At 66.2% G+C, this 22,680-nt stretch carries 21 protein-coding genes; 14 read left to right on the plus strand and 7 right to left on the minus strand.

Features of this window, described 5'->3' with window-relative positions; all coding sequences use genetic code 11:
• Positions 1–10 precede the first annotated feature (10 nt).
• From DNK34_RS19410 to DNK34_RS19455, 10 genes are all read left to right on the plus strand, one after another.
• On the plus strand, positions 11–805 hold the full coding sequence (locus tag DNK34_RS19410; RefSeq protein ID WP_131176685.1) for an enoyl-CoA hydratase/isomerase family protein: 795 nt from the start codon (positions 11–13) through the stop codon (positions 803–805).
• A complete protein-coding gene (locus tag DNK34_RS19415; RefSeq protein ID WP_207389972.1) occupies positions 798–1,988 on the plus strand; it encodes an acyl-CoA dehydrogenase family protein in 1,191 nt (396 codons plus the stop codon). The genes DNK34_RS19410 and DNK34_RS19415 overlap by 8 nt, the downstream gene beginning before the upstream one ends.
• Positions 1,989–1,990: 2 nt before the next feature.
• Positions 1,991–3,181: a CaiB/BaiF CoA transferase family protein gene (locus DNK34_RS19420; RefSeq protein ID WP_131176686.1), complete on the plus strand. Its 1,191-nt coding sequence runs from the start codon at positions 1,991–1,993 to the stop codon at positions 3,179–3,181.
• Positions 3,178–3,615, plus strand: a complete 438-nt coding sequence (locus DNK34_RS19425) for a MaoC family dehydratase (RefSeq protein ID WP_131176687.1) — start codon at positions 3,178–3,180, stop codon at positions 3,613–3,615. The genes DNK34_RS19420 and DNK34_RS19425 overlap by 4 nt, the downstream gene beginning before the upstream one ends.
• The gene (locus DNK34_RS19430; RefSeq protein ID WP_131176688.1) at positions 3,605–4,525 is read left to right on the plus strand and encodes a DMT family transporter; all 921 of its coding nucleotides are present in this window, start codon (positions 3,605–3,607) and stop codon (positions 4,523–4,525) included. The genes DNK34_RS19425 and DNK34_RS19430 overlap by 11 nt, the downstream gene beginning before the upstream one ends.
• A gap of 834 nt (positions 4,526–5,359) precedes the next feature.
• Positions 5,360–6,619, plus strand: coding sequence for a glycoside hydrolase family protein (locus DNK34_RS19435; RefSeq protein ID WP_131176689.1), 1,260 nt, complete (start codon positions 5,360–5,362; stop codon positions 6,617–6,619).
• Complete coding sequence (locus DNK34_RS19440; RefSeq protein ID WP_131176690.1) at positions 6,606–7,781, plus strand: fumarylacetoacetate hydrolase family protein; 1,176 nt, start codon at positions 6,606–6,608, stop codon at positions 7,779–7,781. Before DNK34_RS19435 ends, DNK34_RS19440 begins: the two co-directional genes overlap by 14 nt.
• 15 nt (positions 7,782–7,796) lie before the next feature.
• Positions 7,797–9,242, plus strand: a complete 1,446-nt coding sequence (locus DNK34_RS19445) for an aldehyde dehydrogenase family protein (RefSeq protein ID WP_131176691.1) — start codon at positions 7,797–7,799, stop codon at positions 9,240–9,242.
• A gap of 346 nt (positions 9,243–9,588) precedes the next feature.
• Positions 9,589–10,344: a substrate-binding periplasmic protein gene (locus tag DNK34_RS19450; RefSeq protein WP_131176692.1), complete on the plus strand. Its 756-nt coding sequence runs from the start codon at positions 9,589–9,591 to the stop codon at positions 10,342–10,344.
• 104 nt (positions 10,345–10,448) lie between these two features.
• On the plus strand, positions 10,449–11,204 hold the full coding sequence (locus DNK34_RS19455; protein WP_131176693.1) for a substrate-binding periplasmic protein: 756 nt from the start codon (positions 10,449–10,451) through the stop codon (positions 11,202–11,204).
• A 92-nt stretch (positions 11,205–11,296) separates the two neighbouring features.
• Here the strand turns inward: DNK34_RS19455 and DNK34_RS19460 are convergent, their stop codons facing one another.
• From DNK34_RS19460 to gpmI, 4 genes are all read right to left on the minus strand, one after another.
• Positions 11,297–12,610, minus strand: a complete 1,314-nt coding sequence (locus DNK34_RS19460; protein ID WP_131176694.1) for a S41 family peptidase — start codon at positions 12,608–12,610, stop codon at positions 11,297–11,299.
• A gap of 32 nt (positions 12,611–12,642) precedes the next feature.
• Positions 12,643–13,878, minus strand: a complete 1,236-nt coding sequence (locus DNK34_RS19465) for a murein hydrolase activator EnvC family protein (RefSeq protein ID WP_131176695.1) — start codon at positions 13,876–13,878, stop codon at positions 12,643–12,645.
• A 113-nt stretch (positions 13,879–13,991) separates the two neighbouring features.
• Positions 13,992–14,888 carry an NAD-dependent epimerase/dehydratase family protein gene (locus DNK34_RS19470; RefSeq protein ID WP_131176696.1) on the minus strand — a complete coding sequence of 299 codons (897 nt, stop codon included), beginning with the start codon at positions 14,886–14,888 and terminating at the stop codon, positions 13,992–13,994.
• Positions 14,889–15,227: 339 nt separating this feature from the next.
• Complete coding sequence (gene gpmI, locus DNK34_RS19475) at positions 15,228–16,763, minus strand: 2,3-bisphosphoglycerate-independent phosphoglycerate mutase (RefSeq protein ID WP_131176697.1); 1,536 nt, start codon at positions 16,761–16,763, stop codon at positions 15,228–15,230.
• A gap of 146 nt (positions 16,764–16,909) precedes the next feature.
• Between gpmI and DNK34_RS19480 the strand changes: the two genes are divergently transcribed.
• Genes DNK34_RS19480 through secB form a run of 3 tightly spaced genes read left to right on the plus strand, consistent with a single transcriptional unit; the run spans position 16,910 to position 18,091 of the window.
• Positions 16,910–17,323, plus strand: a complete 414-nt coding sequence (locus DNK34_RS19480; protein ID WP_131176698.1) for a rhodanese-like domain-containing protein — start codon at positions 16,910–16,912, stop codon at positions 17,321–17,323.
• A 1-nt stretch (position 17,324) separates the two neighbouring features.
• Entirely contained in the window at positions 17,325–17,579 is a 255-nt protein-coding gene (gene grxC, locus DNK34_RS19485) for a glutaredoxin 3 (protein WP_131176699.1), read from the plus strand.
• Between the two features lie 44 nt (positions 17,580–17,623).
• A complete protein-coding gene (secB, locus tag DNK34_RS19490) occupies positions 17,624–18,091 on the plus strand; it encodes a protein-export chaperone SecB (RefSeq protein ID WP_131176700.1) in 468 nt (155 codons plus the stop codon).
• A gap of 306 nt (positions 18,092–18,397) precedes the next feature.
• Here the strand turns inward: secB and trmL are convergent, their stop codons facing one another.
• On the minus strand, positions 18,398–18,862 hold the full coding sequence (gene trmL / locus DNK34_RS19495) for a tRNA (uridine(34)/cytosine(34)/5-carboxymethylaminomethyluridine(34)-2'-O)-methyltransferase TrmL (protein ID WP_131176701.1): 465 nt from the start codon (positions 18,860–18,862) through the stop codon (positions 18,398–18,400).
• Between trmL and DNK34_RS19500 the strand changes: the two genes are divergently transcribed.
• Positions 18,861–19,301, plus strand: coding sequence for a hypothetical protein (locus DNK34_RS19500; protein ID WP_131176702.1), 441 nt, complete (start codon positions 18,861–18,863; stop codon positions 19,299–19,301). The two genes, trmL and DNK34_RS19500, sit on opposite strands and share 2 nt — an antisense overlap.
• A gap of 460 nt (positions 19,302–19,761) precedes the next feature.
• On the opposite strand, the gene ntrC is transcribed toward DNK34_RS19500, so the two are convergent.
• Together ntrC and glnL are read right to left on the minus strand one after the other, a co-directional pair.
• The gene (gene ntrC, locus DNK34_RS19505) at positions 19,762–21,198 is read right to left on the minus strand and encodes a nitrogen regulation protein NR(I) (protein WP_131176703.1); all 1,437 of its coding nucleotides are present in this window, start codon (positions 21,196–21,198) and stop codon (positions 19,762–19,764) included.
• A complete protein-coding gene (glnL, locus tag DNK34_RS19510; protein ID WP_131176704.1) occupies positions 21,195–22,280 on the minus strand; it encodes a nitrogen regulation protein NR(II) in 1,086 nt (361 codons plus the stop codon). Before glnL ends, ntrC begins: the two co-directional genes overlap by 4 nt.
• Positions 22,281–22,680 lie beyond the last annotated feature (400 nt).

A 22,680-nucleotide genomic window follows, 5' to 3' on the forward strand; every position in this document is an offset into this window, starting at 1 on the left:
GCGAAAACCGATGAACGATCCGCGAAACGACGGCGGCGGGCTGAGTGTGCGCCGCGAAGGGGCGGTGGCCGTGCTGGCCATCGACCGGGTGCACAAGCACAACGCCCTGAGTCCGGCGATCCTGCAGCAGCTCGACACGCAGCTGACGCTGTTGCAGGCGGCTACCGAGGTGCGTGCGCTGGTGCTGACAGGCGAAGGTGAACGCGCCTTCATCGCCGGCAACGACATCGAGCACCTGGCCCAGGTCGATGCTCACGAGGCGTTCGCCTTGATGGAAGCGGGCCAGCGCCTGGTCAGCCGCCTGCGCGACTACCCCAAGCCGGTGGTGGCGATGGTCAATGGCTACGCCCTGGGGGGCGGTCTGGAGCTGGCGCTGGCCTGCGACTTCATCGTCGCCTCGCGCCAGGCCAGCTTCGGTTTCCCGGAGATCCGCCTGAACACCTTTCCCGGCTGGGGCGGTACGCAACTGGCGGTGCGTGCGATCGGCCTGGCGCGGGCCAAGGAAATGATCATGAGCGGCCGCCGCTACAGCGCCGAGGAGGCCTGGGAAATGGGCCTGGTCAATCGCCTCTGCGAGCCCGCCCACCTGCACGAAGAAACGCTGGCGTTGGTTGCCACGCTGATCGAGCGTGACGCCACCTGCCTGAGCCTGGCCAAGCGCCTGTGCAACGGCGCCGAGGATTGGGCCTTCGCCGACGGCCTCGGCAGCGAAGCCGCCCTGTATGGGGTGAATTTCAGCCGGGCGGAGGCGCGCGACGGTCTGCGCGCCTTCCTCGGCAAGAGTGGAGAACGCAAGCATGGCTGAATCACTGACAAGCGCGCTGAGTTCGCTGCCCATCGGGCTGAGCGAGGAGCAGGGGATGATCCGTGAGTCCGCCCGGCGTTTCGCCGAGGCGCACATCGCGCCCGTCGCCGCCGAGCTGTGGGAAGAGCAGGGCTTTCCCTATGCCGTCTGGCGCGAGGCGGCGCGGCATGGCTTCAGTGGCCTGCCATATGCCGAGCAGGACGGCGGCAGCGGCGGCGACTGGCTGTCGTTCGTCATCGTGCTGGAGGAGTTCGCGCGCATCGACTGCGCCATCGCCAATGCCTTCATGGCCAATTCCAGCGTCGCCACCCTGCTCGCCGAGTTTGGCGACGCGGCGCAGAAAGCCACCTGGTTGCGACCAATCCTGCAGGGCGAGGCGATCGGCGCGATCGCCCTCACCGAGCCGGACGCCGGTTCCGATGCCGCGGCCATCCGTACTCGCGCCGAGCGCGATGGCGACGGCTGGCGCCTGAATGGGGCGAAGACCTTCATCAGCAATTCCGGCACCGAGATCACCGGGCCCATCGTGGTGGCGGCGGTCACCGGCACCCGGCCGGACGGGCGCAAGGCGATTTCCAACCTGGTGGTGCCCCATGGCACGCCGGGCCTGAGCTATGGGCGCAAGCTGAAGAAGATCGGTTGGCGCGCCTCGAGCACCTGCGAGCTGTTCTTCGACGACTGCCGCGTCCCTGCCGGCAACCTGCTCGGCGTCGAAGGCGCGGGGCTGCGCCAGACCCTCGGCACGGTCACCGGCGGGCGCATCCTGATCGCCGCGCTGGCCCTGGGCATCCTCCAGGGTTCGCTGGATCGGGCGCATGCCTACCTGCGCGAACGCAGCGCCTTCGGTTCGCGCCTGGAATTCTTCCAGGCCCTGCAATTCAAGCTCGCCGACATGGCCCGCGACACCTACACCGCGCGCCTGGCGATCTACGATGCGGCGCGGCGCAAGGACGCCGGCCAGCCCTACGCCCTGGAGGCCTCGATGGCCAAGCTGCACGCCAGCGAATGTGCGATGCGCGCAGCGCACCAGGCGGTACAGATCCACGGCGGCTACGGCATCTGCAGCGAATTCGCCGTGGCCCGCGCTTTCGGCGACGCCAAGGTGCTGGAGATCGTCGAGGGCACCTCGGAAATCCAGCGACAGATCATTGCCCGGGCCATGGGCCTGGCACAGGAGGGTTGAACATGCTCAAGGGAATCAAGGTCGTCAGTTTCACTCATTACCTGCAGGGGCCTTCGGCGGTGCAGATGCTTGCCGACGCCGGCGCCGAGGTGGTCAAGATCGAGCCGCCGAAGGGCGCCTTCGAGCGCCACTGGTCAGGTCACGATGCCTTTCTCGACGGGGTCAGTGTGTTCTTCCTGCTGGCCAACCGCAACCAGCGCAGCATTTCCCTCGACCTGCGCAGCGAGGAGGGCAAGGTCATCGCCCTGAAGCTGATCGGCGAGGCCGACGTGCTGGTGGAGAACTACCGTCCCGGGGTGCTCGACAAGCTGGGGTTCGGCTACGAGGCGATGAAGGCGCTGAATCCCGGCCTGGTCTACTGCTCCTGCACCGGCTACGGCAGCGACGGCCCCTATGTGCAGCGGCCCGGTCAGGATCTGCTGCTGCAGGCGATGAGCGGCCTGGCGATGCTCAGTGGCGACGGCGATCGCGCCCCGGTCGGGGTCGGTTCGGCGATCGTCGACCAGCACGCGGCGATCCTCGCCGCCTTCGGCGTCACCGCCGCGTTGCTGGCGCGCCAGCACAGCGGCCTGGGCCGGCGGGTGGAGAGCAACCTGCTCAACGCCGCCCTCGACCTGCAGATCGAACCCTTCAACTATTACCTGAACAAGGGCGAACTGTGGCCGCGCAGCACCCCGGCCATGGGCTCGCGCTTCCACCCGGCGCCCTATGGCATCTACCGCACCGCGGACGGCTGGATCGCGATTTCCCTGAGCGCCATGGAACCGTTGTCCGCCGCCTTCGCCGAGCCGGAGCTGAAGGCTTATTCCAAGCATGACCAGTCCTACAAGCGCGAGGAGATCCATGCGCGGATCGCCAAGCTGTTGCTCGGCAAGGGCACCGAGCAGTGGTTCGCCATCTTCACCGAGCACGGCATCTGGCACGCGCCGGTCAACGACTACGCCCAGGTCGAGCAGGACCCGCAGGTGCAGTGGAACCGCAGCATCGTCGAATTCGACTACCCGCGCGCCGGCAAGGTGCGCCTGCTCAACCACCCGCTGCGCTACGACGGCGAGGTGCCGCCGCTGCGTCGGCCGCCACCGCTGCACGGCGAGCACTCGCGGGAAATCCTCGAGGAACTGGGCTACGACGCCGAGGCGATCGATGCGCTGCTGCAGCGAGCCGTGGTGATCGGTGCGGAGGAGCCGCGATGAGTAGCATGCCGAATACCTTCGACGACCTGCAGGTGGATGACTGCCTCAGCCTCAGCCGCTCGATCAGCGCTGCCGACGTGGCACTGTTCGCCGAACTGTGCGGCGACGACAACCCGTTGCACATGGACGACGCCTTCGCCGCGGGCACCGCGTTCGGCCGCCGGGTGGTGCACGGCATGTTCTCCGCCGCGCTGATTTCCGCGGTGCATACCCGGCTGACCGGGCCGGGGTTCGTCTATGTCGGGCAGAACCTGAGTTTCAAGGGGCCGGTGCATATCGGCGATACCCTCAGCGTGGAGGTGCGGGTGGCGGAGAAGAAGGCGGCCAAGCAGGTGCTGGTCTGCGAAAGCCGGGTGGTCAACCAGAACGGGGTCAGCGTCGTCGAGGGACGCTCGGCCCTGAAAGCCCTCGGCGCCGTCAGCCTTGACGCCTGAAGCGGCACTCGCCGCACAGCGCCGGAGCACCGTCACCGCCTATGGCGTACTGGCCTATGCGGTGCTGATCTGGGGCGCCAACGTCTCGGTGATCAAGCTGCTCACGGTCGACCTGCCGGCGCTGCCCCTGTCCGCGTTGCGCATGATCCTGGCGCTGCTGTGCATCTGTGCCATCTGCCTGCTGCGCGGTCAGCGCCTGGTGCGCATCGGCTGGCGCGACTGGGGCTGGCTGATCGGCGCCGGCGGGCTGATGGTGTATGCCCACCAGATTTTCCTGGCCCAGGGCGTAGCCACGTCGTCGGCCACCAATGGCGCACTGATTCTCGGCCTCAATCCGATCTTTTCCGTGCTGCTCGGCTACCTGCTGCTCGGCGAGCGGCAGACCCGACGCAGCCTGGTGGGCATCGCCCTGGGCCTGACCGGCGCGGCGCTGGTGGTGCTGCACGGTGGCGCGCTGCACCTGGGGGCTTCCGGCGATACGGCGCTGTTCGCCGCGCTGTTCACCTATGTCGCCGCCGGGGTATGCATCCGCCGCGTGTCTGCCGCGGTGCCGCCGCTGCTGTTGGGGCTGTACATGCATGTGGTCGGTGCCGTGTTGCTGGCGGCGCACGTCGCGCTCACCGAGCCGCAGGTGGTGTGGCGTCTGCCCGGGCTGGACGCCGAGTTCTGGTGGCTGGTGGCAATCTCGGCGTTCTTTTCCACGGCCCTGGGCAACCTGTCCTGGGCCTATGGCATCGCCACCATCGGCCTGAGCCGTTCTTCTGTATTTCTCAACTGGTTGCCGATTTCCGGGGTGCTGTTCGCCGTGCTGTTCCTGCACGAGCCCCTGGGGCTGTGGCGCATCGCCGGGTTGGTGTGCGTGGTGCTCGGCACCTATATCGCGCTCAGGCCGCAGGGCGTCAGGCCGTGAACGGCGCAGGCAGGACGTGGCGCCGGCATGGCGGGGTGGATCGGGGCGCGTAGCTGACGCTTTTTTCATCCACCATGGTTGCCCCGCCCCGGGTGTCGCTACGCTCGACCCGGGCTACAGGAACAAGAGATTCGGCGTGATCGGAGAGCGCCTTGCTCCTTGGCCTGCAAGAGCCCGTTCGCAAGAGGGCTCGCCTGTAGGCGCGTCGACCCAGGCGCGATGCGATGGTGGCCATCCAGCAGAATCTGCGGTGTGGCCGCCATTCGCTGCGAGGTCGCAGCTCCTACACAAGTGACAGTCCGCGGGTGGATCGGCGCGCAAGCCCGTAGCCTGGGTTGAGCTCGGCGAAACCCGGGTTGCCCCGCCCCGGGTGTCCGTTCGCAGGCAGAGGGCCCACCTGTAGGCGCGTCGACCCCGGCGCGATGCGTTGGTGGCCATTCAGCAGAATCTGCGCTGCGCTCGCCATTCGCTGCGAGGTCGCAGCTCCTACACAAGTGTGACAGTTCAAGGGTGGATTGGCGCGCAAGCCCGTAGCCTGGGTTGAGCTCGGCGAAACCCGGGTTGCCCCGCCCCGGGTGTCCGTTCGCAGGCAGAGGGCCCACCTGTAGGCGCGTCGATCCCGGCGCGATGCGCTGGTGGCCATTCAGCAGAGTCTGCGCTGCGCTCGCCATTCGCTGCGAGGTCGCAGCTCCTACACAAGTGACAGTCCGCGGGTGGATCGGGGCGCAAGGACGGGCGAATCGTACAAGCATTTCTCGGCATCGTCCTAACCGGCCCGGTAGACGAGTTCCTATCCTGAGCACCCTTACAACAACAATCGAGGAGCGACACGCTATGCCGAATGCAACGCTTTCCCCACCCGCCCTGGACGCCGAGCTGGGCCGTCTGGCTGGCGAGGCGCTCGATCTTCTGGCGCGCAAGCTGCTGGAGGACGAGCGCAGCCTGGGTCTGGCCTTTCCCATCTATACCGACGCAGATGGAAACTGGGTGACCCAGTACGCCTCGGTGTCGGCCGGCTATTCGGGCGAGACCTGGAGCCACGGCAACTGGCATTGCGGTTTCTGGGTCGGCCTGCTGCTGGCCAGCCATATCCATACCGGCGAGCGGCGCTTCCTCGAACTGGCCCGCGAACGCCTGCGCCTGATCGAGCACCGCGCCGAGGATCCGCACACCCACGACATCGGTTTCATCTTCGACAGCAGCGCGATTCCCTTCTGGCAACTGACCGGCGAGCGCGACTGCGCCGAGATCGCCCTGCGCGCCGCCCAGCGTCTACGGGCACGTATCGTCGCCACTGCCGGCGGCGCCTATGTGTCGTCCTGGGGGCCGCTGGACGACCCGCGCGGGCGCAGCAGTTCGGCCATCGACACCATGGCCAACCTGCCGCTGCTGTACTGGGCCTCGGACTACAGCGGCGACGCCAGCTTCCGCCTGGCCGCCCAGGCCCATGCCGATTGCACCTGGGCCCATTTCGTACGCCCCAACCGTTCCACCTACCATGCCCTGGAGTACGACACGGTCAGTGGCGAACGCCTGCGCGGCTACACCTACCAGGGCAGCGGCGACGAATCCGACTGGAGCCGCGGTCAGGCATGGGCGATCTACGGCTTCACCCAGTCCTGGCTGGAGAGTGCCGACCGGCGCTATGCCGAGCACGCCCTGGAACTGACCGACTACTACCTCGAGCGGCTCGGCGACGACCCGGTGCCGCCCTGGGATTTCGATGCCCTGCCGCCCCATGACCGGGTGCGCGACACTGCCACCACGGCCATCGTCGCCTCGGCCCTGCTCGACCTCGCCGCCAGCCTCGACGACGCCCAGCGCGCCGCTTTCCTGCGCGGCAAGGCTGAGTGGATGCTCACCGGCCTGTGCGCCACCTACCTGGCCCGGGAGCCGGCGCAGCGGGGCTTGCTCACCGATGGCTGCTACTCCATGCCGCACCGCCTGGGAGAACGCGGCGCGACCCTGTTCGGCGATTTCTACTGCGTCGAGGCCCTGTGCAAATTGCTCTACCCGGGGCGTTTGCGGCCGGCTCACGGGGCGCGTTCGATCGACCTGCCCGGCGCCGCGGAGGTTTCCCATGCAGCCCATTGACAGCTCTACCTGCCTGCCCGTCGACCTGGATCGTGCCGTACTGGTTGGGCGGGTCTGGCGTGGCGCGCCGCATCATGGCCCTGCGCTGGTCGCGGTACGCGACGGCCAGGTGGTCGACATCAGCCGCAGCGTGGCGCTGATGGCCGACCTGCTCGACCGTGACGACCGCCTCGAACTGGCCCGGCACGCCCCCGGCGAAGCCCTCGGGGCGGCCACGGACTGGCTCGCGCGCAGCCTCGACCCGCAGGCCGAGGAGCGCCTGCTGGCGCCCTGCGACCTGCAGGCGATCAAGGCCTGTGGCGTGACCTTCGCGGTCAGCCTGCTGGAGCGGGTGATCGAGGAGCAGGCCGGCGGCGATGCCGGCAAGGCCAGGGATATCCGTGCCAGTTTGCAGGCATTGATCGGCGACGACCTGTCGCGTATCCGTCCAGGCTCGCCCGAGGCAGAGGCCCTGCGCGAAGAGCTGAGCCGGCGCGGCGCCTGGTCGCAATACATGGAAGTGGGCATCGGCCCCGACGCCGAGGTGTTCTCCAAATCCCAGCCGATGTCGGCCGTCGGTTTCGGCGCCTGCGTCGGCCTGCATCCTCAGTCACAGTGGAACAACCCCGAGCCGGAGATCGTCCTGGCGGTCAACGCCCGGCGCCAGGTGGTCGGCGCCAGCCTGGGCAACGACGTCAACCTGCGCGATATCGAGGGGCGTAGCGCATTGCTGCTGGGCAAGGCCAAGGACAACAACGGCTCCTGCGCCATCGGCCCGTTCATCCGCCTGTTCGACGAGCACTTCGACCTGGATACCGTGCGCCAGGCCGAAGTCGGCCTGACCATCGACGGCGCCGACGACGGTTTCCGCCTGCAGGGCCACAGCCACATGCGCGAGATCAGCCGCGACCCGCAGAACCTGGTCGAGCAGACCTGCGGCGAGCATCACCAGTACCCGGACGGTTTCATGCTGTTTCTCGGCACCATGTTCTCGCCGATCCAGGATCGCGGCGAGGCCGGCGCCGGTTTCACCCATCACCTCGGCGACCGGGTGAGCATCGCCACGCCGTCCCTGGGCACGCTGGTCAACGAGGTGCGCCACTCGACGGCGATCGCGCCCTGGCAGTTCGGCGTGCGCGCGCTGTACCGCAATCTGGGAGAACGAGGTCTTTTGCCCCGCTAGCAAGGAGTGCCAGGCATGCGATTCGACAACTACATCGACGGCCGCTGGCGCGCAGGCGCCGAGTACCGCGGCAATCTCAACCCGTCCGACCAGGACGACCTGATCGGCGACTATGCCCAGGCGGATGCCGGGCAGACCGGCGAAGCCATCGCCGCCGCCCGCGCGGCGTTCCCGGCCTGGGCGCAGGTGTCCCCGCAGCAGCGCTTCGACATACTCGACGGTGCCGGCAGCCTGATCCTCGCCCGCCGTGAAGAACTCGGCCGGCTGCTCGCCCGTGAGGAGGGCAAGACCCTGCCCGAGGCGATCGCCGAAGTCGGTCGCGCCGGACAGATCTTCAAGTTCTTCGCCGGCGAGGCCCTGCGCCTGCACGGCGAGATTCTCGGCTCGGTGCGTCCCGGCCTGAACGTCGAGGTGACCCGGGAACCGCTCGGCGTGGTGGGGTTGATCACGCCGTGGAATTTCCCCATGGCGATACCGGCCTGGAAGATCGCCCCGGCCCTGGCCTACGGCAACACCCTGGTGTTCAAACCGGCTGAACTGGTGCCGGGCTGTGCCTGGGCGCTGGTCGACATCCTCAATGAAGCCGGCGTGCCCGGGGGCGTGGTCAACCTGGTCATGGGCGCCGGCGCGGTGGTCGGGCAGGCGTTGAGCGAGTCGCCACAGGTCGATGCCGTCAGCTTTACCGGTTCGGTGCACACCGGCCAGCGCATCGCCGCGGCCTGCCTGCCGCTGCGCAAGAAGCTGCAACTGGAGATGGGCGGCAAGAATCCCATGGTGGTGCTCGACGACGCCGACCTCGAGGTGGCGGTCGAGGCCTGCATCAACGGAGCCTTCCATGCCACCGGCCAGCGCTGTACCGCTTCCAGCCGGCTGATCGTCACCGCCGGCATCCATGACCGCTTCGTCGCGGCGATGCTCGAGCGCATGGCCGCTCTGCGCGTCGGCCATGCCCTGGAGGCGGCGGTGGACATCGGCCCGGTGGTGGATGCCGCGCAACTGCGCCGGAACCAGGCTTACCTCGACGTGGCCAGGGCCGAAGGCGGCCTGGTGCACGGCGGCGAACTGCTGGAGCGGGACACGCGCGGTTTCTTCATGCGCCCGGCGCTGGTGGTCGGCGCCGAGCCGCACATGCGCATCAGCCGTGAGGAAGTCTTCGGGCCCATCGCCTCGATCCTGCGGGCCGAGGACTATGCCGAGGCCCTGGCCATGGCCAACGACAGCGAGTTCGGCCTGTCGGCGGGCATCTGCACCCGCTCCCTGAGCCATGCCAGCCACTTCAAGCGGCATGTCCAGGCCGGCATGGTGATGATCAACGCGGCCACCGCCGGGGTCGATTACCACGTGCCTTTCGGCGGGCGCAAACATTCCAGCTACGGCCCCAGGGAGCAGGGCAGCCATGCCCGTGAGTTCTACACCCTGGTGAAGACCACCTACCTGAACGCGGGCAGCGTGCCGGCCTGAGCCAGCGATTCCATCGTCCAGAGGCCATGTTGTCGCGCGGCAGGATGGGTGATAACCCATCGATTGCCGATGGGTTATCACCTGCGCGGCCCGATCCGCTCTGCCATGTCGGTTTCAGGCGAGCCGAATCCTCGAAGATTGCCGCCGTTGCGCGCAACGCCTTTCCTTACCTGCCATCCATTGCGATATGTCGCGGTGCGCCGAAAAGCCTCTGCGCGCCGTCGTGGTGCGTCGCAGTGCCGCAATAATGCGGGTGTCGGGCGATTCGGGTTCAGTCTGCGCCAAAACAGGGCTAAGCTTGTCCACCTCTCTCAACATGTCCTGATGTCGGTAAGGTGTGATGCTCATGTGGAAACGTCTGTGGTTGGCGGCGGCTGGAGCCCTGCTATTGATGGCATCGGTAGCGCGCGCCGAGATCGACCCGAACTACAACGTGGTGTTGCTGACGGAAAACTTTCCGCCTTACAACATGGCGATCAACGGCAAGAACTTCGCCCAAGAAGACAATATCGACGGCATCGCCGCGGACATCGTCCGTGAGATGTTCAAGCGTGCCGGCGTGTCCTATAGCCTGACCCTGCGCTTTCCCTGGGATCGCATCTATAAGCTCGCTCTGGAAAAGCCGGGCTATGGCGTCTTCGTCACCGCGCGCCTGCCGGAGCGCGAGTCGCTGTTCAAGTGGGTCGGCCCCATCGGCCCCGACGACTGGGTACTGCTCGCCCGGGCGGACAGCGACCTGCAGGTGAACGACCTGCAGCAGGCCGGCCAGTACAGGATCGGCGCCTACAAGGGCGATGCCATCGCCGAGTACCTGGAGGGCGAGCAACTGCAGCCCATTACCGCATTGCGCGATCAGGAAAACGCCCGGAAACTGATGGCGGGGCAGATCGACCTGTGGGCCACGGGAGACCCGGCCGGGCGTTACCTGGCCAGGCAGGAAGGGGTGAGTGGCCTGAAGACGGTATTGCGCTTCAACAGTGCCCAGCTGTATCTGGCGCTGAACAAGGACGTGCCCGACGAGGTGGTACAGAAGCTGCAAGCCGAACTGGACAAAATGCGCAGCGAAGGCTTCGTCGACGATATTCTCGGCAGTTATCTATAGGGCGGGATCGCCATGAGCCCGCCACCATGGATGACGGCGTGATGTCGCCGGGTTTGCAAGGAAGCCGCTGACCATAACCATAAATCAAGCGGGCGGGACGACTCATGTGGAAAACTGTGAAAAGCGTATGGCTGTGCGGGCTCCTCATCGCGGCCGGTGCGGCCAGGGCCGAATTGGCGGCTGACTACAAGGTGGTGTTGCTCACGGAGAATTTCCCGCCATTCAACATGTCGGTGGATGACAAGAACTTCGCCCGGGACGATGGCATCGATGGCATCAGCGCCGAGATCGTCCGCGAGATGTTCAAGCGCGCCAAGATCGACTACAGCCTGAGCCTGCGCTTTCCCTGGGATCGCCTGTACAAGCTGACCCTGGACAAGCCCAACTACGGCCTGTTTTCCACCACCTTCACCCCCGAGCGGCAACCGCTGTTCAAGTGGGTCGGCCCCCTGGCCAGGACCGGTTGGGTGCTGCTCGCCGCGCCGGGCAACAACCTCAGCGTCAACAGCCTGAAAGAGGCTGGCCAGTACACCATCGGCGCCTACAAGAACGATGCGGTCAGCCAGCACCTGGAAAACCAGGGCCTGTCGCCGGTCAACGCGCTGCGTGACCAGGAGAACGTGAAAAAACTCACCAGCGGCAAGATCGACCTGTGGGCCACCACCGATCCGGTCGGCCGCTACCTGGCCAAGCAGGAAGGCGTCAGCGGCCTGGTCACGGTGCTGCGCTTCAACGACGCCGAGCTGTACCTGGCGCTGAACAAGGACACGCCGGATGAAGTGGTGCAACGCCTGCAGAAGGCGCTCGATGAGCTGCGCAACGAAGGTTTCGTCGACGAGATGACCAACAGCTACCTGTAAACGCGGGCCCGAAAAAAGCCCGGTACGGCATGGCCGTACCGGGCTTTTTCAATGGCGGGTAACCCAGCAAGCGGGGTCACGGCGCAGTGGTTTCAGGGGGTGCGGGTGACGTTCAGCCCCTTGAGCAGGTTGAGGGCCTGGCTCAACTGGTAGTCATCGTCCTGCGGCCGCGCCGGCTGGCTGGCTTTACCCTGGCTTGGCCGATCGGCGCCACCGTTGCCGTTGCCCAGGTGACCTTGCAGGTCGGCTTCCTTGAGGCTCGGGTCGTCGTTCTCACGGGTCAGCCTGGCCCGCGCCACTTCGACGTCGGGGACGATGCCCTGGGCCTGGATAGAGCGGCCGTTGGGGGTGAAGTACAGGGCGGTGGTGAGCTTCAGGGCGCGGTCGTTGTTCAGCGGCAGCACGGTCTGTACCGAGCCCTTGCCGAAGCTGTCGGTGCCCATCACCACGCCGCGTTTGTGATCCTGCAGGGCGCCGGCGACGATTTCCGAGGCTGAAGCGCTGCCGCCGTTGATCAGCACCACCAGTGGCACGCCTTCGCTGGCGTCGAGCGGGTCGGCGGAGAAGCGCAGTTCCGAGTTGGGGATACGGCCCTTGGTGTAGACGATCAGGCCCTGCTTGAGGAAGTGATCCGCCACCTCGACGGCCGACTGCAGCACGCCACCCGGGTTGTTGCGCAGGTCGAGCACCAGGCCGCTGAGCTTCTTGCCGTTGTCCTTGCGCAGCTTGTTCAGGGCCTTGCCGACTTCCTCGCCGGTGTTGACCTGGAACTGGGTGACGCGGATGTAGCCGTAACCGGGGTCGAGCAACTGGCTCTTGACGCTGGTGACCTTGATCACCGCGCGCGCCAGTTCCACGTCGAACGGCCTGCCGCCATCGCGTACCAGGGTCAGGACGATCTTGCTGCCGGCCTTGCCGCGCATCTTCTCCACGGCTTCCATCATCGACAGGCCCTTGGTCGGCTTGCCGTCGATCTTGACGATCAGGTCCCCAGGCTGGATGCCGGCCCTGGACGCCGGCGTGTCGTCGATGGGCGAGACCACCTTGACGAAGCCATCCTCCATGCCCACCTCGATGCCCAGGCCGCCGAACTCGCCGCTGGTGCTTTCCTGCAGCTCGAGGAAGGCCTGCGGGTCGAGGTAGGCGGAGTGTGGGTCGAGGTTGCTGAGCATGCCCTTGATCGCGTTTTCCAGCAGGGTCTTGTCGCTGACCGGCTCGACGTAGGCGGCCTTGATGCGGTCCATCACCTCGGCGAAGGTGCGCAACTCGTCCAGTGGCAGTGGCGGCACGCTCTCGCTGGTCGGCGGCGGAGGCGCGATGGGCGCCTGGTCGGCATGCAGCAGCGGTGCGCCACTGAGCAGAGCGATCGCCAGGGCCAGGGACGTGAGGCGGGACAATTGCGGCATATCGAGCTAACTCCTACGGAATGAGGTGGCGCCTATCCTTGCGCCCGACACCATTGTGCGGGGTCGCTGGCGCGGCCCTGCTGGCGAATCGCGAAATACAGGGCCGGGGTGTCCTGGCCGCCACTGGTGCCGACCGTAGCGATCGGCTCGCCGGCCTTGACAATGTCACCGGCATCCTTGAGCAGGCTCTGGTTGTGCCCGTACAGGGTCAGGTAGCCGTTGCCATGGTCGAGAATGACCAGAAGCCCGGCTCCGCGCAACCAGTCGGCGAAGACCACGCGACCACCGTGCACGGCGCGCACCTGGCTGCCGGCCGAGGCGCCGATCAGCACACCGTCCCATTTAGTCCGAGCGTCTTCGCCGCGCGGGGTTCCATATCTCGCCACCAGGCGACCGTCGACCGGCCACGGCAGCTTGCCCTTGGCACTGGCGAACGGGCCGCCATAGACCGCGCCGGAGCTGACCAGCGGACCACCGGCGGGGCGGCTCTCGCGGGGTTTTTCGCGGGCGGCGGCGAGGGCGCGCTGGCGTTCCTGCTCGGCTTCGCGGGCCTGGCGGGCCAGGGTTTCCTCGATGGTCTTGAGCACGCGGCCGAGGTTGGCCTGATCCTGCTGGCGCGCCTTGAGGCGCTGATCGCGGGCGGCGTAATCCTTGTTCAGCCTGGCCAGCGCCAGCTGGCGTTCCTTGCGCACCTCGGCCAGTTCGGCCTTGCGGCTGTCCAGCGCGCTTTTCTGCGCCTGCAGCCGCTCCTGCTGCCGGCTGATGTCCTGTTCGACGTTGGCCAGTTGCCGCAGGGTCTCGTTGAACGCCGACAGTTGCTCCATGCGCGCATCGGCCAAGTAATCGTAATAGGTCAGCGTGCGCGAGAATTTTTCCGGATTCTGCTGGTTGAGCAACAGCTTGAGGTACTCCTGGCGGCCGCTCTGGTAGGCGGCGCGGGCCTGGATGCCGATCAGTCGCTGTTGTTCAAGGCGCGCGCCCTGGAGTTTTTTTTTCTCCTGGTCGAGGCGCTTGATTTCCTCTTCGCTCTTCTGCAGCTCGTTCTGCAGGCCTTTGACCTGTTTCTCCAACTGGCCCATTTCGGTTTCGGTGGCCTGCAGCTGTTTCTGCACGCCGGATTTGTCCTGCTGCAGTTTTTCCAACAGCTTTTTCAGCTCGGCCACGTCGGCGCGCGCCGCTTCCAGCTGTTTTTGCGTGTCGGCTTTCTGATCGGCAAAGGCCGGGGTCAGCAGGCAGGCGAGAAGAATCAGGGCGAGGGCACGAAACATGGGGCAGGCGATACCTGGCGGGGAACCTGCCTAGTATGCCCGTGGCGCGGGGCAAAAAAAACGCCCTGGGTCGCGAATGCCGACCCAAGGCGTTCGGCGGTGTCCCAACGGGGTCAAAGCATCTCGTGCTCGATCCACTGCAGCACCGACGAGTGGCCTGGCGCCCAGCCGAGCAGGCGGCGCGCGCGCTCACCGCGTACCCGGCTGTTGGAGCCCAGGCCGTAGTTGGCCATCTCGTAGCCCCACTCGGCTTCGGCCTGGGCCAGCGGCCAGTCCTGGGCTTCACCGAGCTGCAGGGCGCGGGCCATGGCGGCGGTCATGTCGCGGAATGCGGCTTCGCCGTTCTCGACGAAGTAGAAGGTGCCGGCCGGGGTTTTCTCCAGGGCCAGCAGGTACAGCGCCACCACGTCCTCGATATGCACGTTCGACCAGATGTTCAGGCCGCGGCCGACATGCCGGACCACGCCGGACTTGCGGGCCTGCCGCAACAGGCGTGGCAGTTGTACGCTTTCCCGTGGCAGGCCGAGGGCGTGGCCGTAGATCAGGCTGTTGCACAGCACGGCGCTGCGGACGTCGCGCGAGGCGGCGGCGAGCACCAGGTCGTCGATGGCCACGCGGGCGGCCTTGTCCGCGGTTGGCGCCGGCAGGTTGTCTTCGTGGACGATCTCGCTCGACGCCGAGTCGCCGCCACAGGCGTCGCCGACGATGCTCGAACCGCTGGTATGCAGCAGCACCTTGCCCGAACCGTCCAGGCCTTCGATCAGCGCCTCGACGGCGCCACGGTGGTCGCTGCTGGCGGCATTGATCACCGCATCGGCGGCCCGGGCCTGGGCGATCAGCAACTGCCGGTCGTCGAGGCTGCCGAGCAGCGGGGCGATGCCCAGCGCGGCCAGCTCGTCGGCCTGTTCGGCGCGGCGTACCAGGCCGGTGACGGTGTGGCCGGCGCGAACCAGACCGGTTGCGATGGAGCCGCCGATGTAGCCAGCGGCGCCGGTGACGAAGATGTTCATGGGCGTTCTCCTGAATGGGCCGCCAGTATGGGCAGCGCCGGCGCGGCGAGTAACCGGCCGCGGCTCAAATCAGAATTGCCCCGGGAGCAAGAGTAGTCCTGAAAGGAAAAGGCCCCGGCAGGGGCCTGGATAAGCTTTTTTAGCAGGAACAGGGCCGCCCGTGCGGGAGCGTCGTCCCCGGCGCGATGCGATGGCGGCCCTCCGACAAAATCCGTGGCGCGAGCCGCAATCGCCGCGGGGGCGCGGCTCCCACAGAGCCAGGAGAAACCGCCGTTTGGCGGGCCACATGCTCGACTGGCTGGCAGTAGGCAGGGGCTTCGGGCGACGCCGCTCATCCCCTCATTTCAGGGTGACGATGCTGGTGCCGGTCATTTCCTGCGGGATGGGCAGGCCCATGAGGGTCAGCATGGTCGGCGCCACATCGGCCAGCACACCGCCTTCGCGGATGCTGACGTCGCGCTTGCCGACATAGATGAACGGCACCGGCTCGCAGGTGTGGGCCGTGTGCGCCTGGCCGGTGTCCTCGTCTTCCATCTGTTCGACGTTGCCGTGATCGGCGGTGAGCAGCGCTTCGCCGCCGACCTTGTCCAGCGCCTCGACGATGCGCCCGACGCACTGATCCAGGCATTCGACCGCGGCCACGGCCGCCTCGAACACGCCGGTGTGGCCGACCATGTCGCCATTGGCATAGTTGACTACGATGACGTCGTAACGCTGGTTCTCGATGGCGTCGACGATCTTGTCGGTGACCTCGGGGGCGCTCATCTGCGGCTGCAGGTCATAGGTGGCGACGTTCGGCGAGGGGATGAGGATGCGTTCCTCGCCGGGAAAGGGCTCTTCGCGGCCGCCGGAGAAGAAGAAGGTGACGTGGGCGTATTTCTCGGTCTCGGCGATGCGCAGCTGGGTCTTGCCGTTGTTGGCCAGGTATTCGCCGAGCACGTTGACCAGCGGCTCGGGCTTGAAGGCGCTGGGCGTGTCGATGCTCGCCGCGTACTGGGTGAGCATGACGAAGCCGGCGGTCTGCGGCACCCGGGCGCGTTCGAAGGCATCGAAGCCGGGTTCGACGAAGGCGCGGGTCAGCTCGCGGGCGCGGTCGGCGCGGAAGTTCATGAACACCACGGCGTCGCCATCCTCGACGCTCACCGGAGCGCCGACCGTGGTGGCCTTGACGAACTCGTCGCTCTCGCCACGGACGTAGGCCGCTTCCAGGCCGGCGAGCGCCGTCTCGGCGGCGAACTGGCCCTGGCCGGCGGCGATCAGGTTGTAGGCCTGGGCCACGCGATCCCAGCGATTGTCGCGGTCCATGGCGAAGTAGCGGCCGATCAGCGAGGCGATGCGGCCCTTGCCGAGCCTGGCGAAGGTGGCGTCGAGCAGCTCGATGGAGGCCTGGGCGCTTTTCGGCGGCGTGTCGCGGCCGTCGAGGAAGGCGTGCAGGTAGATCTTCTGGGCGCCGCGGCGGGCGGCCAGTTCAGCCATGGCGACCAGGTGATCCTGGTGGCTGTGCACGCCGCCGTCGGAGAGCAGGCCGAGAATGTGCACGGCCTTGCCGGCGTTCACCGCCTTGTCCACGGCGCCGGCGATCGCGGCGTTGTCGAAGAATTCGCCGTCGCGGATCGCCTTGGTCACGCGGGTGAAGTCCTGATACACCACGCGCCCGGCGCCCAGGTTCATGTGACCGACCTCGGAGTTGCCCATCTGCCCGTCGGGCAGGCCCACGTCCATGCCGCTGCCGGAGATCAGCCCATGGGGCCGGGTGGCCAGCAGGCGGTCGTAGACCGGGGTGCTGGCGGCGAAGATGGCGTTGTACTCGGGGGTGTCGCTGTGGCCGAAGCCGTCGAGGATGATCAGAACCAAGGGTTTGGGCGCTGCGCTCATACTGGGCTCGCTCTGCTTGAGGGACACATGGAAAAGATCAGACATTCTACGACCAAGGAAAGATCCCGTCACCGCCGTACGGCCTTTGGAGGGACTCTCGTGGCTGTGTATACTGGCCGGCATTTTACCGTCCCCGGAACCGCGTGATGCTTGCCAACCTCATTGAATTCGCCACCACCCACTTCGTACTCAGCGGGCTGTTCGTCATCATCCTGGCGCTGCTGATCTTCACCGAGCTGCGCAAGGGCGGCCAGAGCCTGAGCAGCCGCGAGCTGACCGCGCTGATCAACAGCGAGCAAGGCGTGGTGATCGATGTGCGCAACAAGAAGGACTTCGCCGCCGGCCATATCGTCGGCGCCCTGCACATTCCTTACGACAAGCTGGCTTCGCGGATCGGCGAGCTGGAGAAGCACAAGGCCAAGACGCTGATCGTCGTCGATGCCCTCGGCCAGCAGGCCGGCAGCGCCGCCCGCGAACTGAAGAAGGCCGGTTTCACCGCCGCCAAGCTGTCCGGCGGCATCGCCACCTGGCGCGGCGACAATCTGCCCGTGGTGAAGTGACATGGCCGACGTCGTCATCTACTCCAGCGACTGGTGCCCCTACTGCATTCGCGCCAAGCAGTTGCTCACGCACAAGGGCGTGCCGTTCGACGAGATCCGTGTCGACGGCAAGCCCGATCTGCGTGCCGAGATGACGCGCAAGGCCGGCCGCACCTCGGTGCCGCAGATCTGGATCGGCAGCGCCCATGTGGGTGGCTGCGACGAGCTCTACGCCCTGGAGCGCGCCGGCAAGCTCGATGCGTTGCTCGGCGCCTGATTCAACAACCCTCATCCTCAGTCCATACAGCAGAAGGCTTTGCCATGACCGAACAAGCTAGCGGTGCCGCCCAAGGCGAGCAGACCCCCCAGTTCTCCCTGCAGCGCATCTACGTGCGCGACCTCTCCTTCGAGGCGCCGAAGAGCCCGGAAATCTTCCGTCAGGAGTGGACGCCGAGCGTGGCCATGGATCTCAACACCCGGCAGAAAGCGCTCGATGGCGATTTCCACGAAGTGGTGCTGACTCTCTCGGTCACCGTGAAGAATGGTGAGGAAACCGCGTTCATCGCCGAAGTCCAGCAGGCCGGTATCTTCCTGATCAAGGGCCTGGACGCAGCCTCCATGAGCCACACCCTGGGCGCGTTCTGCCCGAACATCCTGTTCCCCTATGCCCGCGAAACCCTGGACAGCCTGGTGGTGCGCGGCTCGTTCCCGGCGCTGATGCTGGCCCCGGTGAACTTCGATGCGCTGTACGCCCAGGAACTGCAACGTCAGCAGCAGGCGGCCAACTGAGTCGTCAGTCGTTGCAGAAAGAGCGCCCTTCGGGGCGTTTTTTTATGAAAAGACAAAAGCCGATAAAAGCCGATAAAAGCGCTTGAGGCTGAAGGCTGGACGAAAAAGCCTGGTAGCCCGGGTCGAGCGCAGCGACACCCGGGAAGGGGTCACCTGGGTATCGCTGCGCTCAACCCAGGCTACGGGGTAGAAGCCGATAAAGGCGCTAAAGGCTGAAGGCTGAACGAAAAAGCTTGATGGTGGCGAGGCCCGACCAAAACCCTGTCCAGCCTCCAGCCTCCAGCCTCCAGCCTCCAGCCTCCAGCTTCAAAGCGCCGTGCTGAATCCGTTTTGCCGCCACGCCTCATACACGGCGACCGCCACGGTATTGGACAGATTGAGGCTGCGGCAGCCTTCGCGCATGGGCAGGCGCACCCGTCGCTCGGGGGGCAGGGCGTTGCGCACCTCCTCGGGCAGGCCACGGCTTTCCGGGCCGAACAGAAAGGCATCGCCGGGCTGGTAGCGCACTTCATGGAAGGGTTGCGAGCCCTTGGTGGTGAAGGCGAACAGCCGTGGCTGGCCAAGGCTGTCGAGGCAGCTCGGCAGGCTGGTGTGGCGCTGCAGGGTGGCGTATTCGTGGTAGTCCAGCCCGGCCCGTCGCAGGCGCTTGTCGTCCAGCTCGAAGCCCAGCGGTTCGATCAGGTGCAGGTGGCAGCCGCTATTGGCGCAGAGCCTGATAATGTTGCCGGTGTTGGGCGGAATTTCCGGTTGAAAAAGGATTACATGGAACATGCACGGCTCCGAGCCAGAAGACGGCCCGTATTCTACGCCCGATAAGCCGCCAAGGCCGCGCCCCTGGGTGCGGGTGATCGGCTCGCTGGCGCTGTTCGGCTTTCTCGTCGGCCTGATGATCGGCCGCCTGTTCCACCCGCCGGCGCTGCACATGAAAGAGGTGGTGGCGGAGGACGACCGCGTGCTGCTGTGGTTCAACGTCGAGCCACAGGTGCGCGTCAGCGATTTCCATGGCGCGTTCGTGTTGCGTTTCGAGGGGTTGGGGCGCGAGCAGCAGGGCCAACTGCAGGTGGCCGGCAAGGCCGCCAACTGGCGCGTGCAGCGTGATGGGAGGGAATTGGAGTTGCGTGTCCTGGCGGCCCGTCCCCTGCGCGGCGAGTGGAATGCCGAGGAAGTCGATGGTCGCTGGCGCCTGACGATTCGTCTGGCGCCGCGGTAGCGGATAAAAGAGGGGGTTACCCGGCCTGCCTGTACCAAGGCCCCCGAAGAAAGAAGGGAGTTCCCGGCCTGCCTGTACCGAGGCTCCCAAAGTAAAGAGGGGAATCCCCGGCCTGCCTGTACCAAGGTCCCCGAAACTGGGTTGTCTGTACCATTGCAGGTGGCGTGCCAGTTTCTGTTTTTTTCTGCAGGCCCCGTGATTACTGGCCTCTGGCATGTATGGTCGATGTCTGGCATGCGCGGAGCATGGTCGTGGATGTTCCGCTCGAGTGCATGAGCGCACTGCCAGTGCGCCGATCGCGTGCATTTTCATATACCCGGGAAAGGAGCCCCCGGGTATCGCTGCGCTCAACCCAGGCTACGATACCGGGGTGCCTTTCGGTGGTCGCCGAAGACGACAGGCCATAAAAAACGCCGCGGCCCGGTCGGGGTGCGCGGCGTTCGGTTGTCGCGGCGGCGGATCAGCTGTCGTCGCTGTCGTCCTCCTCGGCGCCGTCGATCTTCATGCCCAGTTCCTTGATCTTGCGGGTCAGGGTATTGCGCCCCCAGCCCAGCAGTACCGCGGCATCGCGGCGGCGGCCGGCGGTGTGCTTGAGGGCGGTCTCGATCATGATGCGCTCGAAGGCCGGCACGGCGCTGTCGAGCAGGTTCGACTGGCCGCGCGCCAGGGCCTGGTCGGCCCACTGGCGCAGCGCCTGCTCCCAGTTGCTGACCGGTGCGTTGTCCTGTGGCTGGGTGAGCAACTCCGGCGGCAGGTCATCGACGTGCACTTCGCGGCCGGAGGCCATCACGGTGATCCAGCGGCAGGTGTTCTCCAACTGCCGCACGTTGCCCGGCCAGGCCAGTTGTTGCAGGTAGTCCTCGGTCTCGCTTTTCAGCAGCTTGGGCTCGACCGCCAGTTCGGTGGCGGCGCGGGCGAGGAAGTGGCGGGCCAGGGTTGGAATGTCTTCGCGGCGGTCGGACAGGCGCGGGATGTGAATGCGGATGACGTTGAGGCGGTGGAACAGGTCCTCGCGGAACTTGCCGGCCTGCACCAGGTTTTCCAGGTTCTGGTGGGTGGCGGCGATGATGCGCACGTCCACTTTCACCGGCGTATGCCCGCCGACCCGATAGAACTCGCCATCGGCCAGCACGCGCAGCAGGCGGGTCTGGGTATCGGCCGGCATGTCGCCGATCTCGTCGAGGAACAGGGTGCCGCCGTCGGCCTGCTCGAAACGGCCGCGACGCTGGTTGGCGGCGCCGGTGAAGGCGCCTTTCTCATGGCCGAACAGCTCGGACTCCATCAGGTCCTTGGGGATCGCCGCCATGTTCAGGGCGATGAATGGCGAGGCCGCGCGTGGGCTGTGGCGGTGCAGGGCGTGCGCCACCAGTTCCTTGCCGGTACCGGATTCGCCGTTGATCAGCACGGTGATGTTGGAGTGGCTCAGGCGGCCGATGGCACGGAACACCTCCTGCATCGCCGGCGCTTCACCGATGATCTCCGGGGTGCGCGCCTGCGCTGCGGGAACCTGCAGGCCCTGCTGTTCCTGGGCGTGCTGGTTGGCGCGCTTGACCAGGGACACGGCCTCGTCGACGTCGAAGGGCTTGGGCAGGTACTCGAAGGCGCCGCCCTGGTAGGACGCCACCGCGCTGTCCAGGTCGGAATGGGCGGTCATGATGATCACCGGCAGGCGCGGATACAGCTCGCGGATCCTGGCCAGCAGATCCAGGCCGCTGGCTCCCGGCATGCGAATGTCGGAAATGATCACGTCCGGCTGCTGGCGGCTGAGCCGGCCGAGCACGCCATCGGCGCTGTCGAAGCTCTGGGTGGTCATGCCTTCCTGTTGCAAGGCTTTTTCCAGGACCCAGCGGATGGAGCGGTCGTCGTCAACGATCCATACGGTTTCACTGCGGCTCATGTCGGAGTTGCTCCTTGTTCCAGCGGCAGAAAGATCGAGAACACGGTGTGGCCCGGATGGCTCTCGCATTCGATCAGGCCTTGATGCTGACTGATGATGTTCTGGGTGATGGCCAGGCCCAGGCCGGTGCCGTCGGCACGGCCACTGACCATGGGATAGAAGATGGTTTCCTGCAGTTCCTGCGGGATGCCGGGGCCGTTGTCGATGATCTCGATCTTGGTCACCAGGCGGTGGCGGATATAGCCGATGGTGAACTGGCGCAGGGTGCGCGTGCGCAGGGTGATGCGACCCTGGCGGAACTCGTGCTTGGAACTGATCGCCTGCATGGCGTTGCGCACGATATTGAGCACGGCCTGGATCATCTGCTCGCGATCGATCATCACGTCGGGAATGCTCGGGTCGTAGTCGCGCACCAGAATGATGCCACCCTGGCTCTCGGCTTCGACCAGGCTGCCGACGCGCTCCAGCACTTCGTGAACGTTGGTCATCGCGAGGGAGGGCAGCTTGTTCGAGCCGAGCATGCGGTCGACCAGGTTACGCAGGCGATCGGACTCCTCGATGATGACGTTGGTGTAATCCTTCAGACTTTCTTCCGGCAGTTCGCGGGCCAGCAGCTGGGCCGCGCCACGAATGCCGCCCAGCGGATTCTTGATCTCGTGGGCCAGGCCACGCACCAGCAGCTTGGTGGTTTCCTGCTTGGACAGCTGAGCCTCTTCCTTGGTGATGCGCAGCAGCCGGTCGCGGGGGTGCACCTCGAGCAGGAGCATGGTTTCGCCCCGGCTGAGCACCGGGGTCACGGCGTAGTCGACGGTGATGCTCTGTCCGGTCTGGGAAGTCAGCACCGCTTCGCGCTTGTTGAATGGATGGGCCTGCGCCACCGCCTGACGCAGGGCGCCAAGGGCTTCACTGGACTCGGTGAACAGCTCGCTGATGAACTGGCCGTGGCTGCGCTGACCACTGACGGCCAGCAGCATTTCCGCCGCCGGGTTCATGTATTCCAGGCGCAGGTCCGCGTTGAGCAGCAGCGTCGCCGTGGTCAGGTTGTCGAGCAGTAAGCGGTGCAGTGCGTCGTTGATGATCATAAGTCGGGATCCGCCGGCGTCTCGCTGCATGCCTGGAATGCTTCGGGTGCGTGGATATGGCGATGGTCGTCGTGGGTATGGCCTGCCAAATGTCGCTCCTCGTGCGGTGTGTTCTGCGGCAAAAGGGCCGGTAGCCCATGGCCTCGAAAGGCATTCGGTCTCGGCTTCTCCGGCAATGACGGGAAAATGCAAGAAGCAAACCAAGGCCCCTAAAAGACGCGCGTAAATGACGAGTGGAGCGGTTTTGGCCGCTTTTCGGCGCAGCGCGGGGGTGCGGTATGTCCTAAATTGGTACGAGTATAGAAATCAGTGCGAATGTTTGCACTGATATGGTGCGTCAAGGGCGCTGGACCGCGTTCCTGGGTCCAGTTGGGGGCTCCGGCTTTCGATCAAAAACGCT

It is taken from the genome of Phytopseudomonas dryadis (assembly GCF_004327355.1).
GTDB lineage: Bacteria > Pseudomonadota > Gammaproteobacteria > Pseudomonadales > Pseudomonadaceae > Aquipseudomonas > Aquipseudomonas dryadis.

What these genes read in the sequence shown, in the direction of transcription:
- DNK34_RS19460 (WP_131176694.1), bottom strand. Translation starts at nt 12,610, where the DNA reads ATGCCGCAATTGTCCCGCCTCACGTCCCTGGCCCTGGCGATCGCTCTG.
- DNK34_RS19470 (WP_131176696.1), bottom strand. Translation starts at nt 14,888, where the DNA reads ATGAACATCTTCGTCACCGGCGCCGCTGGCTACATCGGCGGCTCCATC.
- DNK34_RS19445 (WP_131176691.1), top strand. Translation starts at nt 7,797, where the DNA reads ATGCGATTCGACAACTACATCGACGGCCGCTGGCGCGCAGGCGCCGAG.
- DNK34_RS19480 (WP_131176698.1), top strand. Translation starts at nt 16,910, where the DNA reads ATGCTTGCCAACCTCATTGAATTCGCCACCACCCACTTCGTACTCAGC.
- DNK34_RS19450 (WP_131176692.1), top strand. Translation starts at nt 9,589, where the DNA reads ATGTGGAAACGTCTGTGGTTGGCGGCGGCTGGAGCCCTGCTATTGATG.
- gpmI (WP_131176697.1), bottom strand. Translation starts at nt 16,763, where the DNA reads ATGAGCGCAGCGCCCAAACCCTTGGTTCTGATCATCCTCGACGGCTTC.
- DNK34_RS19420 (WP_131176686.1), top strand. Translation starts at nt 1,991, where the DNA reads ATGCTCAAGGGAATCAAGGTCGTCAGTTTCACTCATTACCTGCAGGGG.
- ntrC (WP_131176703.1), bottom strand. Translation starts at nt 21,198, where the DNA reads ATGAGCCGCAGTGAAACCGTATGGATCGTTGACGACGACCGCTCCATC.
- DNK34_RS19435 (WP_131176689.1), top strand. Translation starts at nt 5,360, where the DNA reads ATGCCGAATGCAACGCTTTCCCCACCCGCCCTGGACGCCGAGCTGGGC.
- glnL (WP_131176704.1), bottom strand. Translation starts at nt 22,280, where the DNA reads ATGATCATCAACGACGCACTGCACCGCTTACTGCTCGACAACCTGACC.
- DNK34_RS19455 (WP_131176693.1), top strand. Translation starts at nt 10,449, where the DNA reads ATGTGGAAAACTGTGAAAAGCGTATGGCTGTGCGGGCTCCTCATCGCG.
- DNK34_RS19410 (WP_131176685.1), top strand. Translation starts at nt 11, where the DNA reads ATGAACGATCCGCGAAACGACGGCGGCGGGCTGAGTGTGCGCCGCGAA.
- secB (WP_131176700.1), top strand. Translation starts at nt 17,624, where the DNA reads ATGACCGAACAAGCTAGCGGTGCCGCCCAAGGCGAGCAGACCCCCCAG.
- DNK34_RS19415 (WP_207389972.1), top strand. Translation starts at nt 798, where the DNA reads ATGGCTGAATCACTGACAAGCGCGCTGAGTTCGCTGCCCATCGGGCTG.
- DNK34_RS19440 (WP_131176690.1), top strand. Translation starts at nt 6,606, where the DNA reads ATGCAGCCCATTGACAGCTCTACCTGCCTGCCCGTCGACCTGGATCGT.
- DNK34_RS19425 (WP_131176687.1), top strand. Translation starts at nt 3,178, where the DNA reads ATGAGTAGCATGCCGAATACCTTCGACGACCTGCAGGTGGATGACTGC.
- trmL (WP_131176701.1), bottom strand. Translation starts at nt 18,862, where the DNA reads ATGTTCCATGTAATCCTTTTTCAACCGGAAATTCCGCCCAACACCGGC.
- grxC (WP_131176699.1), top strand. Translation starts at nt 17,325, where the DNA reads ATGGCCGACGTCGTCATCTACTCCAGCGACTGGTGCCCCTACTGCATT.
- DNK34_RS19500 (WP_131176702.1), top strand. Translation starts at nt 18,861, where the DNA reads ATGCACGGCTCCGAGCCAGAAGACGGCCCGTATTCTACGCCCGATAAG.
- DNK34_RS19465 (WP_131176695.1), bottom strand. Translation starts at nt 13,878, where the DNA reads ATGTTTCGTGCCCTCGCCCTGATTCTTCTCGCCTGCCTGCTGACCCCG.